This is a genomic window from Microcoleus vaginatus FACHB-2002, assembly GCF_040004035.1.
Lineage (GTDB): Bacteria > Cyanobacteriota > Cyanobacteriia > Cyanobacteriales > Microcoleaceae > Microcoleus > Microcoleus vaginatus_C.
This window is the reverse complement of record NZ_JAMPLN010000001.1, coordinates 228,582-240,842: the sequence shown is the minus strand read 5'-3', so window position 1 is coordinate 240,842 and position 12,261 is coordinate 228,582. Positions and strand designations below refer to the sequence as shown.

13 protein-coding genes are annotated in these 12,261 nt (G+C 44.6%); 9 read left to right on the top strand and 4 right to left on the bottom strand.

What is annotated here, in order from left to right; all coding sequences use genetic code 11:
* The first annotated feature begins 94 nt into the window (after positions 1–94).
* Complete coding sequence (locus tag NDI35_RS00965; protein ID WP_333065962.1) at positions 95–391, top strand: 2Fe-2S iron-sulfur cluster-binding protein; 297 nt, start codon at positions 95–97, stop codon at positions 389–391.
* A gap of 295 nt (positions 392–686) precedes the next feature.
* Entirely contained in the window at positions 687–800 is a 114-nt protein-coding gene (psbM, locus tag NDI35_RS00960) for a photosystem II reaction center protein PsbM (protein ID WP_006631488.1), read from the top strand.
* 121 nt (positions 801–921) lie between these two features.
* Here psbM and NDI35_RS00955 read toward each other — a convergent pair whose 3' ends face one another.
* Positions 922–1,773: a universal stress protein gene (locus tag NDI35_RS00955; RefSeq protein WP_445311096.1), complete on the bottom strand. Its 852-nt coding sequence runs from the start codon at positions 1,771–1,773 to the stop codon at positions 922–924.
* Positions 1,774–1,915: 142 nt separating this feature from the next.
* Here NDI35_RS00955 and NDI35_RS00950 point away from each other — a divergent pair, with 142 nt between their 5' ends.
* From NDI35_RS00950 to NDI35_RS00935, 4 genes are all read left to right on the top strand, one after another.
* Complete coding sequence (locus NDI35_RS00950) at positions 1,916–2,416, top strand: acyl-CoA thioesterase (RefSeq protein WP_445311095.1); 501 nt, start codon at positions 1,916–1,918, stop codon at positions 2,414–2,416.
* A 142-nt stretch (positions 2,417–2,558) separates the two neighbouring features.
* Positions 2,559–3,620: a DMT family transporter gene (locus tag NDI35_RS00945; RefSeq protein ID WP_445311094.1), complete on the top strand. Its 1,062-nt coding sequence runs from the start codon at positions 2,559–2,561 to the stop codon at positions 3,618–3,620.
* A 22-nt stretch (positions 3,621–3,642) separates the two neighbouring features.
* On the top strand, positions 3,643–4,818 hold the full coding sequence (locus NDI35_RS00940) for a D-alanine--D-alanine ligase family protein (RefSeq protein WP_445311093.1): 1,176 nt from the start codon (positions 3,643–3,645) through the stop codon (positions 4,816–4,818).
* A 472-nt stretch (positions 4,819–5,290) separates the two neighbouring features.
* Positions 5,291–6,229: a coiled-coil domain-containing protein gene (locus NDI35_RS00935; RefSeq protein WP_445311092.1), complete on the top strand. Its 939-nt coding sequence runs from the start codon at positions 5,291–5,293 to the stop codon at positions 6,227–6,229.
* A 54-nt stretch (positions 6,230–6,283) separates the two neighbouring features.
* Here the strand turns inward: NDI35_RS00935 and NDI35_RS00930 are convergent, their stop codons facing one another.
* From NDI35_RS00930 to NDI35_RS00920, 3 genes are all read right to left on the bottom strand, one after another.
* On the bottom strand, positions 6,284–7,240 hold the full coding sequence (locus tag NDI35_RS00930; protein WP_445311091.1) for a DUF6282 family protein: 957 nt from the start codon (positions 7,238–7,240) through the stop codon (positions 6,284–6,286).
* Between the two features lie 68 nt (positions 7,241–7,308).
* A complete protein-coding gene (locus tag NDI35_RS00925; protein ID WP_445311090.1) occupies positions 7,309–8,214 on the bottom strand; it encodes an alpha/beta fold hydrolase in 906 nt (301 codons plus the stop codon).
* A 14-nt stretch (positions 8,215–8,228) separates the two neighbouring features.
* Positions 8,229–8,675 carry a SufE family protein gene (locus NDI35_RS00920; protein WP_172189131.1) on the bottom strand — a complete coding sequence of 149 codons (447 nt, stop codon included), beginning with the start codon at positions 8,673–8,675 and terminating at the stop codon, positions 8,229–8,231.
* A 196-nt stretch (positions 8,676–8,871) separates the two neighbouring features.
* Between NDI35_RS00920 and NDI35_RS00915 the strand changes: the two genes are divergently transcribed.
* The 3 genes from NDI35_RS00915 (at position 8,872) to NDI35_RS00905 (ending at position 12,181) form a co-directional block, all read left to right on the top strand.
* Positions 8,872–9,870: a FecCD family ABC transporter permease gene (locus NDI35_RS00915; protein ID WP_445311089.1), complete on the top strand. Its 999-nt coding sequence runs from the start codon at positions 8,872–8,874 to the stop codon at positions 9,868–9,870.
* A gap of 198 nt (positions 9,871–10,068) precedes the next feature.
* On the top strand, positions 10,069–10,854 hold the full coding sequence (locus tag NDI35_RS00910) for an ABC transporter ATP-binding protein (RefSeq protein WP_445311088.1): 786 nt from the start codon (positions 10,069–10,071) through the stop codon (positions 10,852–10,854).
* 421 nt (positions 10,855–11,275) lie between these two features.
* On the top strand, positions 11,276–12,181 hold the full coding sequence (locus tag NDI35_RS00905; protein WP_445311087.1) for an ABC transporter substrate-binding protein: 906 nt from the start codon (positions 11,276–11,278) through the stop codon (positions 12,179–12,181).
* The last annotated feature ends 80 nt before the right edge of the window (positions 12,182–12,261 follow it).

Below are 12,261 nucleotides of genomic sequence, written 5' to 3'. Positions count from 1 at the left end.
TACCAGATCAATTGCACATCCTGTATTAAACGTCCGACACATTAGTTAATATTTTGTAATAGAGTTCCATGTCAACTGCGTTAAGGAATCGGCAATGGCCAATATCAAGTTTGTGAAGGAAAATCAGGAAGTCATCGCAGCAGACGGAGCCAATTTGAGGCTCAAAGCTCTAGAAAACCGCATCGATTTGTACACATTTTCGGGAAAGATGATGAACTGCGGGGGCTATGGTCAATGCGGCACCTGCATTGTGGAAATTGTCGAGGGCAGTGAAAATCTGTCGCCCCGCACTGACTTTGAGAACCGCAAGCTCAAGAAAAAGCCCGAAAACTATCGGTTGGCTTGTCAAGCTATGGTCAATGGCGAGGTCAGCGTCAAGACTAAACCGTGACTTTCAGAAGGCAGAAGGCTAGAGATGCTAGAGATGCACAAGGAAAGAAAAATGCAGAATGCAATAATTGTGTTTTTTTTCCTATTTCACTGTATAATCACGCCTTTTACCGGCCTAGGAAAAGAAACTTGGTTTCTAGGACAAATAAGAGATTGGGCAGCGAGGCATCCAGGCAGAAAGCGGGTTTCGACGCTTGTCCGTCAGCTCTTCTTCTGTCTTCGAGTTTGCCTTTCGCCTTTGAGTGATATCCTAGTTGTGTGTATTTTCCTATTTTCCGATAGAGGCGAGCGTCTTCATGGAAGTTAACGATTTAGGGTTTGTGGCAACCATTCTGTTTGTATTGGTTCCCAGCGTTTTTCTAATCATTCTGTACATTCAAACAGCTAGCCGTCAAAGCAGAAAAGATTAGCAACTGCTGCTGTTTCTGTCTGGTGCAAGCTGGTTGCAAAAAAAAGCGCCAACAGCTTTTTGCTGAGGCGCTTTTTTTGTTAAATGTTGAGTGTTAGCTGCTAACTCTTAACGATGAGATTCTAGCCTACTGTGCGGGCTAGCAAGACGGGACAGTTGGCATAAACTCGCACGTAGTCTGATAGCGAATTTCCCAGGAGTCGATCGATATCTACAAAGTTTTTGGCAACGTTGGGCCGTCGATCCGGGGAACCGAGCACCAACAAGTCGGCATTCATGTCGTCTGCAATCCGACAAATTTCTTCCCCTGGCTTGCCTGTAGCACTCACGCAGCGGTAGCTAACTCCCATTTGTTTCGCTAGTGCTACTGCTGGGGCTAATACGGGGTCTTTGTCAGCACTTACTGTTAAATCTGTGCTGGCTTTTCCCGTCAAATCTTTGGTGACGTGTACTAAAATTATCTCTCCGCCACTGACTTCTTTGACCAAAGATAGCGCAAGCTGTAATGACTGTTTGGCAGATTCTGATTTGTCTACCGCCACCATGACGCGCTTGATTTTTTTGACGTAGATGTCGTCTTTTACTAACAACATCGGTCGGGATGTTAGCTGAAAAACGTACTGGCTGACTGAGTTTTCCAAAATCGATTGCAGCCTTCCGAGTCCCCGGGAACCCATAATTACTAAGTCGGATTGTTCTTCTTCTGCGACTTGGCAAACTGTGGTTTTCGGGTCTCCCTGTTTGAGCCGAGGATTGACTCTGCTGGGATCTATTTTCAAAGACTGGACTGCTTGTGCTAAAATTTTGCCTCCTTCTTCCAATTTCTCGGCCATGCCATCGGAGGTTACTTGCGGCGGCACGACGTGCAAGACGGTGACAGAGGTTTGTTGCAAGGAAGGGATGTCCATCAACATATTAAACATCTCTTCGCACAAGCCGCGACCGGCGACGGCTACTAAAATTTTTTCTATCATGGTTTGGGCGGTAAAAATAGTTGAGTTTTCTTGCGCGACGCTCTAACTAGGGCGTTGGTACTCTAGTGGCTTAATGTCAAGCATAAGCCTGAAGTTTGCTTTATGATTTGTAGAAATGTAGCGTTTTGGAACAATTTGTAACGTGTTAGAAAACGATCGAACTCAACCAGAACTCGCACCGGCTGGTGCTATTCAAAACCGGCGCGGGATGGACTCTGAGGGCTGGTTTGAATATTTGGTGCGAGTGTACCCTCATCATACTGACTACAGCGGTGTGGTTTGGCACGGAACTTATCTGGCTTGGATGGAGGAAGCTAGGGTGGAAAGTTTGCGCTCTCTCGGCATCGAGTATGCAGATTGGGTGGCGCAGGGTTTGGAATTGCCTGTGGTGGAACTTTCGCTGCGCTACCACCGGGCTGTACAAATGGGTCAATCTGTGGCAGTCAGAACGCGGATGGCTGCTAGCGAGGGTGTGCGGCTGCTTTGGGATTACGAAATTCGATCGGCTGATACTCAGGAGTTATATGTGACAGCACAGGTAACTTTGGTTGGTGTCGATCGAGACAAGAACAAGATTATCCGCCAATTGCCGCCGGCGCTAAAGGAGGCTTTGACAAAACTTTCTGTTAAACCTTCAACCTAAGCTGCTGTTAACTATAAAAAATAGTTGGTGCAGCCCTAGTAAGTAGAGTGCGTGGCTTTTGAGTCACTCCATTCGTCGCCCAAATTTTATTTGGTCACGCACCCTACACAACTGCCTTCTGCCTTCATTGGAACTTTTAATAATGTCAAAAAAACTGGGATTGCCAGAGCCAAATATTGAACTTCAGCGCAATTTTTTGGAAAAAACCGAGTTAAACTCTGCCTTAATAACTGAGGACAAAACTCTTGTTTCGGGAAAGCCAGAGAGTTTAAAAAACGGTGAATTAGCTGACAGTCAAGCCAAAGTTTGGGCGATCGCATCGCTGTCAGCGGCGCTGCTAGCGGTGTCGCTGGCTGCGATTTTTATTAGGTTGAGCGAACGGGAAATCAGCCCGAATGCTACTGTTTTTAACCGTTTGTGGATAGCAACTGTAGTATTTGGAGTGTGGAATGGTGCTGATGCTGCGCGTCGCCGAATGTCTGGGGCGGAAGTTGAAGAGCGATCGAACTACACTCTGCAGGATGTGATGCTGTTAACAGCCGTAGGCGTGGTTTCTTCTGCTTCTGTGGGTTTCTGGGCATGGTCACTGAGTCAGACTAATGTCGCTAATTCTACTGTACTGCGAAACTTAACTCCTTTATTTACTACTTTGGGGGGATGGCTGCTGTTGGGGCGGCGCTTTGACAACAGGTTTTTGGTGGGACTGGCGGTGGCTTTGTCGGGCGCAATTGCGATCGGCATGGACGATTTGCAAACTGCCGGAGACAATCTTGCCGGCGACATTGCTGCTCTTTTATCGGCGATGTTTTATGCAGGAAATCTGCTCATTTCAGAACATTTACGAACCAAGTTTCCGGCAACAACTATATTGATGTGGCGCTGTTTTATGGGCAGTATATTGGTTTTGCCACTGGTTCTGCTTGCGGGCGATCGAGTTTTCCCTTATTCTTGGCAGGGATGGCTGACTGTAATTGCTTTGGCGGTGATTTGCCAAGCTTTCGGTCAGGGACTACTTATCCACAGTCTAGGTCGTTTGTCGTCGGAATTTGTAGCTTTTTTCCTGCTGCTAGAACCCGTACTTACCGCTATTCTGGCTTGGGTGCTGTTTTCGGAAAGTTTGAGCTTGTTTAATTGGTTTGCTTTCTCTGTGGTTTTGGCTGGAATATATTTGGGTAAATCTAGCGGTTCGGTCGCTAAAAAATGAAACAAAAAGGAAAAATACTTAAATGATTCCCAGATCAATTAGCCGGAATCGCTCGCATTATGAATTTAGTTTTCTGCCTCAATATTTGGAGGTACTGTTTGCTAAATTGCGAATTGCTGTGGTGTTTGGCGGCGACTGCGATCGCCCTGGTTCTGTGATTTACAAAACTCACAACCCCCGCGCTTGGAAGAGTTACGAAGTAGTCGCCCGCGAGATTGCTACAGCCTTAGCAGAAATTGGCTTTCAGCAAGTCTTTGTCATGCCTGATGACATGAATTTGCCGGAACAACTCAAACAAAAAAATATCCATTTAGTGTGGCTGAATACTGGCGGAGTCCAGGGCTACAATCCTGTTTGTCACACTCCCGCATTGTTGGAAATGTTGGGAATGCCTTATGTCGGCCACAATCCTTTAAACAGTTCAACTTTAGATAACAAACACGCTTTTAAACGGGAACTGCAATCAGTCGGAATTAAAACCGCTCCGTTTATGACTTGGCATCCTTCTCAAGGGATTTTGCAGCCTCATTTGCATCAGCGTTTTGCCATTGCTTTTGGTGAATATCAAGGGCCGTTTGTTGTTAAACCAGTATCCGGTCGCGCTTCGCTGCACGTTCATTTTGTAGACAAGATTGAGGGTTTGTCTCAGGCGGTTTTGGAAGTTCACCGAGACACTCACAATACTGCTTTAATTGAAAAGTATTTGCCGGGACGAGAATTTTGTGTAGCGGTTTGTGGCTATGTTACTTATGCTCAAGGCAGATTTGATAAAAATACAAAACCCTTTGCTTTTTCGACTGTGGAGCGGGTGCTGGAGCCTGACGAACGCATATTTACTTCTATGGATAAAAAGGCGATTACTGCCGACAGAGGACGGTTGATGGGCGGTGAAGAACCTGAACTAAAACAAGAGTTAATTGAGTTAGCTCGAAAAATTTATTGGGAGTTTAGTTTGAACAGTTTGGTGCGGATTGATGTCCGAAGTGATGCTGAGGGCTCGCTTTATGTTTTGGAAGCAAATCCCAAACCGGATCTTAAACATCCAGGAGAAAATGTGACGAGTTTGGTAGCTTTAGGTTTGGCGGAATACGGGATGAGTTATAACGATTTAATTTTTAGTTTACTGGCGGATAGGTTGGATTATTTGTTGACTCAGCATATCCAAATTATTCCTCATATTGTGGATTTGCTTCATTAATCGGACTTGGAGGGTGCGCTGCACCTTACCCGTAAACAAAAGGAATTTGTAAAGAAATATAAATTGTTGAGGCAAGTGAACACAGGCTGGCAAGTTGTGATAGCTTTGAGTAATATCAATTGCGGTTGCACTCCTCATGACTGTTGACTGTTGACTGTTGACTGTTGACTGTTGACCGAAAGCATCCAGGATACAAGCCCCCGGATTCATCCGTCCAAAAATAAAAAACCTGTATCCGATGAAACTTGCCCCCCGAATGTATGCGTGGAGTCAATGCTTCAATTCTTTAATCTAAAATCTCAAATCTAAAATCGATTGACTCGGAGTCGCAAAACAGAATGGTTGAGTGTTAACTGTTGACTCGATTTTATTGTTCCGATGCAACCGGAAACGATATAAGATAGCGATTTGTGGATCTCCATTTTTTTGTCAGGATCAAAAAACCTCAATTTATATTAATTAGATAAAACAAATGGAAGCATTACTTTTATTAATAGGGTTTGGAGGCGGGGCATTAGTCTGCTGGCTAATTTTAAATAAGCGAAATTCACGCAATTTGGTGCGGATGCAGGGTTCGCAGGAGGCTATATCGAATTTGGCTGCTCAGTTGGATGCCCGAACTTCGGAATTGCGGCAAAAGGTGCAGAATGAAGATCAGCTAAATTCTGAATTGTCCCAGTTGCAAAGTCGGTTGGAAACTGTGACTGGCGAGCAAGAATTGTTAAAAAATCAAGTGTCGGAAATGGAAGATTTTTTGGCAGGAATTGCCCAAGATCGATCGCAAATTGATGCTCTGATTACTGATTTGCAGTTTCAGCTAGAAAATGCTCAACAAGCTGAGTCGCAGTTAGCAGAAGTGGCAGAACTTAAAGATCAGTTAGAAGTTGCGGAGCAGGAGCGATCGCAACTTAACGCTCAATTGCTGGAAATGCAAGCAGAATTAGAGGCGGTTGATGCAGAACGTTCTCAATTTCACACTCTGCTGTCGGAATTTGAGAGTCAGTTGGAAACGGCTAGCCAGAGCAGATTGCAGGTACAGTACCAGTTGTCGGAAATTCAAATTAAGTTCGATCGCTCGATTCAAGAGCGGGAGCAACTTCAGTCTCAACTGTCGGGTTTGCAAGCTCAACTGGAATTAGTCGAAGCAGAGCGATCGCAACTGCAATCCCAGTTAGAAACAGCTAACAGAGAGCGATCGTATCTTTACTCTCAAATCTCGGAATTTCAAAGTCAAATCCATACAGCTAATCAGGCTCAAAATCAACTGCAATCTCAAGTAGGGGAATTAGAAAATCATTTAGAAACGGTATATCAAGAACGTTTGCAGCTAAATTCGCAGCTATCAGAATTGCAAACCAAGTCCCCAGCGGGCGAGCCAGAATCTCAAGAACCGGAAGTAGAGCCTACTTGAGTATAAATCAAAGATAGGACAGAAGCCCTCAGCAATCGGACATAATATTTACTCCTAAATTCCTAACAACCGAGCTGAATTTTCCTGCATCATTAAATCAATTTCAGGTTGAGAAATACCTTCAGCAATCAATTTTTTAACAAATAATTTGTAACCTTCCGCAGGTAAAGGATCGGGTTTCCTTCCTAAATCCGTGCTGAGAACAAAATGCTCGGCTCCGATTAGTTTAATCGCGGCTGCCATCTTACTAATAGAAACTTGATGCCAATTTTTGTGACCCTCATCAGCGGCATTTTCTCCCATCAAATCGTTCACAAATGCGAGTTCTAAGAAAGCTCCGGCTGCGGCGGCTGTTTGCATATTTTCTAGAGACAAGCCGGGTACATCCGCCATTGCGTGGGTAATCAGGATGTTTTTAATGTTGAGCAGGTTGGCTTCACTGACAACTGCCATAACTTCTTCTGAGGAAATATGACCGGTTTCCAATACCAAATTATCTTTGGCTACAATCTTCAAAACCGCTGCTGTTTCCGGTAAAACCTTGCCATTTTCCGCAACTTTAATCCCAATTCCCGGCTTGTGAAAAACCTGCAAGTGATGCTCAGCATCAACCGTTGGCAGCCACACTACTTTACCGTATTTGCCACCGATGCGGTGCATTGCGTCAACAGCGTCGGGATTAATTCCGCCTACCGAATGATTGAGAACAACTCCCCCGAAAACTTCGATTTCTGGTACTATTTTCTTCACCAAAACTGCCCGCGCTGCTGTGCTGGCATAATGATTTTTCAATACAACAGCTTTCATCTTCGCCCTAGCAGCTAGTTTCGCTACCTCAAAATCATCCAACCTGCGGGGAATCACATCAGGAGAAGAATGAATGTGAAAGTCTATCGCACCTTCAATCGTACTCTTTGGCAAATTGACCATCGGCGAATCTCCGACAGCATAAACTGGCAGACAAAACCAATAGCAAACCATCCAAACTAACGTAAAAAAAACAGCTTGCATTCATCCCCTCTTCCCTTCTCCCCTCTGCGTTCTCTGCGCCCTCTGCGGTTCATCCCCTCTTAATCCTCTCAAATAAAAGATTGAATCGCATTTGCTAAAGCTTCTGCATTCTCTTCGTGCATACCCAAAGAACCAGGAATAACTCGCGATTCAACACCCGGTAATTCCGTTAATGCTTCCATTTCAGCCTTTGATTTGGGCGGCGCATTTTCAGCAATTACAACCATCACCGGCACTGCTAATTGTTGAAACTTATCTGTAAATTCCGATCGCACTTTTGCCGGATCTAAACCACCAGTCACAAAGGCAGCGGAACCGTAGCGAGCACCTGGTTTTTGCGTCACTTGCCATTTGCTTTGGATGAAATCTGGCGTGACTTTAGCTGCATCGGCGTAGACGTGGCGGCGGTACATCAAACTGAGGAATGACGGTGCAGTGTTGAGTTTGTATAGGAATTGTCCCAGTAAGGGCGATCGTACTAATTCTCTCACGATTCCATGCCACCCGCTTTGCTGTTTGCTCATTGTCGGCAAAGGCCCGCGCCAAGTCGGCGCAGCTAACACAATCTTTGACCAAACATTGGGCTTTGATTGCGCTAATTGCATCACATAACCCGCAGCGTGACCTGCTGCAACTACAGCCACAGGACTATTAAAAATTGCCTCAACAAAATCCTTGAGAAATTGATGGTATAATTGCGGTTGATAGTCGGTGCGCGGGCGATCCGATTCGCCAAAGCCCGGCCAATCTAAACTCACAACTTGAAAGTTAGAAGCCAACAATTCTGCCAAAGGACGCATTTCTTCTCGCGTGGAAACCGTACTGAAAGCAGGCAGCAGCAATACAGGATTTCCCTGTCCTCTGGTTTCGTAAATAACTTTGATTTGCGTTTCTTGCCAATTCCAGATATATTCTTGAACTGCGGTGGGATAGTTGTCAGAACCTGATTTTGTTAAATTTGTAGTTTGAGTCATGGCTGTTTATTCTTTTAATTTGCTTCGGCTTGCTTGCTCAATTCACAAGCAAGTGCCTTATTTTTCATCATTTGAAAGATATTGTAAAATCCGTTAGCGCGGGAAGGTGTAAGACTCACATTCAATCCCGTGTCTTGAATAAAATCTGGGGTAATGGTGACTATTTCAGCGGGCGTTAATCCGCTCAAACCTTCCACCAGCAAGCCAACTAATCCTTTGACTAACTGAGCGTCTGAATCGCCTTGATACAAAACTTTTCCGTCAGCCAAATTTGCCGTAATATAAACTTGCGACACGCAGCCAGAAACTTTGTTTTCCGGCAGTTTGTCGCTTTCGGGAAATGCTGGGAGTCGCTTGGCATACCACAGCAGTTGTTCGTAGCGCTGTTTCGGATCGGAATGTCGCTGAAAGCGCTGAACGATTTTAGCTAGGGCTGCGGGTAGCGCGGTGTTTGCGGACATGATTCACTCGTAGCGGTTTACTTCGTTAATATTATACATTTAATTTTGGCTGCGGGTGCGATCGCCTGCTCATCTGCTCCCACTCAAGCCGTCTTGAGGTGAATCGGTTATTGTTATTGTAGTTAACGAGTTCGAGCATTTTAAACCGAGGAAATATGGTATTTAGTGCTGTTAATCAAGATTGTGGTGTAATGTAGTGAAGCTGCAAAAAATCTGGCTAGAATATCGAGTTTTTCAGGCAGTTGTATTCTTAGGATTGGGTTTGCTGTTAACCATCGCCCTTTCGCTTTCTTTTGGTGCGGTACCCATGAGTTCAGCTCAATTGTGGCAAGCATTTCTGCACCGAGGCGATGCTGTCAATCAAACTATTTTCTGGGAATTGCGTTTGCCCAGAGTGGCGGCAGCGCTGACGGTTGGTGCGGCTTTAGGAATGTCGGGGGCTTTGCTGCAAGGTTTGCTCCGCAACGGTTTAGCAGATCCTTTTGTATTAGGAATTTCGGCGGGTGCAGGGTTGGTTGCGATTACCATGCTGACTTTGGGAATATTTCAAACTTGGGTGCCTTTGGCGGCTTGGATAGGTGCTATTTTAACTTCGATGCTGGTCTACTTTTTGGGAAAAACTAAAACGGGGATTTCTGTGGAACGTTTGGTTTTAGCTGGTGTGGCTGTGAGTTCTCTGTTTGGGGCCATACAAACTACACTGTTGCTGTTAGCTGAAGACAGCCGCTTGCAAGCTGCTTTGAATTGGTTAATCGGCAGTTTGAACGGTCGCGGTTGGTCAGATTTGCAGGTGGCTGCACCTTATATTTTGGCTGCTTTGCTGTTAGGATGTTTTTTGGGGCGATCGATAAATTTGCTGGCTTTGGGCGACGATTTAGCTGTTGGTTTGGGGGTTTCGCTGGTGCGATCGCGCTTATTGATTGGGGGTGTTGCTACTTTGCTAGCTGCGAGTGCTGTCAGCATCGGCGGATTGATTGGTTTTGTGGGATTGGTTGTGCCTCACGGGGTGCGTTTGTTGGTTGGTAATGATTATCGGTTTGTGTTGCCGCTGAGTGCGATCGGCGGTGCTTGGGTGTTGACTTTTGCTGATTTTTTGGCTCGTTTGGGTGCGGTAGAATTGCCTGTGGGTACGGTTACGGCTTTGTTGGGTTCTCCGCTGTTTGTCTGGCTGCTTTATCGGCGTTCTAGTCAGTAGGAAAGAAGGAAGAAGGAAGAAGGAATAAGGAAGAGGGAAGAAGGAAGTTCGGCAACGGATTATCTAACGGATGTAACGGATGTCAGGAAGAGGGAAGAGGGAAGAAGGAAGAAGGAAGAAGGAAGAGGGAAGACGCAAAATTAATTACCGATTACCGATTACAAATAACCAATAACCAATAACCAATAACAAAATATAATGTCTTTAGAAATTCAAAATTTAACTGGTGGTTACGGCGAAGTTACGATCGCCCACAACATCACTTTATCTTTACAACCTGGTGAGTGGTTAAGTCTCATCGGTGCCAACGGTTCTGGTAAGTCTACTTTCTTGAAGTTAGTTAGCCGCATCCTAACTCCGCAGCAAGGAAGTGTGTTGCTTGATGGCAAAGCAATTCATACTCAACCTGCGGCTGTTGTCGCTCAAAAATTAGCGATTTTGCCGCAGCAGCAAACAGTGCCAGAAGGTTTGACGGTAAGGCAATTAGTTAGTTTGGGGCGTTCTCCTCATCAGGGTTGGTGGCAGTGGGAATTGAGCAAGGAAGATGCGGAAAAGGTGGAGGTTGCGATCGCTCAAACTGGGATTGAGGAATTTCGCGATCGCCCTGTCGAACAACTCTCAGGAGGCGAACGCCAGCGCGCTTTCCTCGCCTTAGCTTTGGCTCAAAATCCGCAAGTTTTGCTATTAGATGAACCTACTACTTATTTAGATATTTGCTATCAGTTGCAACTGTTAGAGTTGCTTAATCAACTAAATTTAAAACAAAAATTGACGATTATTACTGTGCTGCATGAAATTAATTTAGCTGCTAGGTACAGTTCGCGGATTGCTATGTTAAATAAAGGCGAACTTTTTTGTGTAGGGACTCCGGCACAAGTTTTAACTCCGGATAATTTAGCTCAAACTTTTGGCGTAGAAGCTATCATTTTAAAAACTTCTGTAGGCTTGCAGATTTGTGCGATCGCTCCCACTCTTCACACTTAATACTTTTTGGGTAAGTATAACCTTGTCCTCGCACTAAGTTCTCAAGTTATTCATAATTATTTCAATTAACTTATTGCCACAATCCGCTGTTCTATCTGAGTGCAAAAGGCTTTAAACCATTGCGTAGTCTTGATTCCCAAGGGAGAATAAAACTTAAGAGATACTTAAAAAATCTGAATTCAGGCAATAGATGCGGTTTTTTATACAAAATCTACCGTAAACTATTGATATTTAAATCATTAAGCGCTAAAGTGCGATCGAACTTCCCGTCCTATCGTTTCCGGTTGCATCGGTATTGTTCAAATATCCAAACAGTCAACAGTCAACAGTCAACCGTCAACAATCGTTTTTGAGTGCGATCGAACTTCCTGTCAATTCTGCCTCAACCTGGTCTAAACTCGCTGTAACTCCCGCCTAAACTATGTACAAAACTTTTTTTTATCGTACCGCTATCCTGTTGCTGAGTTTAGCATTTACCGCTTGCTCCGCCACCACTTCACCCCAACTTCAGCAATCAACTCCTGCTGGTTCGCCAGCCAATCAACCACAAACAACTAACAGCGAATCAGCACAAAAAGTTGTAGCTTTAACACCTTTAAGCGCCGATATTATCCATCAACTCGACCCAACCAAACTTGTAGGAATTCCCGGCAGCGCATTAGTCAGCAGCAACCCCAAATTTACAGGTATTACCGCAGTCACTGCCGAACGTACCCCTCCCAATTTGGAAAAAATCATCGCACTGAAACCGGATTTAGTGGTAGGTGCGTCGGGATTTCACGACCAAACAATGCAAAAATTGCAACAGCTTGGAATTAAAACTTTACTCACTCAAGTTGATAGCTGGAAATCGCTAGAAGATTTAACAACCACTTTAGCTAAATCCCTCAATACGAATCCCGAACCTCTGTTAAAACGCTACCAAACATTTTTAGCAGACATCCCCAATCAAAGCCCCGCCACTTTAGTTTTGGTAAGCAGACAACCGATTTTATCGCCCAATCAAAGCAGTTGGGCTGGAGATTTGTTGGGTAAGTTTAACGTGAAAAATGTCGCAGCCCAATTGCAAGGAGATAGCCCCGTGCGAGGCTACGTGACGCTTTCAGCGGAAAAGGTTTTAGAGGCTAATCCCGAAGTTATCATTATAGTCGATCGGGGAGAAGGAATTTTAGACCAATTTAAATCTGATTCATTTTGGAATAAACTAACAGCCACAAAAAATAATCGAGTTTACGTTTTTGACTACTACGGATTGGTCAACCCAGGCAGTATCGAAAAAATTGAGCAAGCAACTGCTCAACTTAAACAAGTTATCGCTAAAAAGTAGAAACCTGGTTTTGAGAGATAAAAAATCTCTAGAAATCATGGAACCAATTGACCACAATTTCTCCAAAAGTGAGAAAGCTA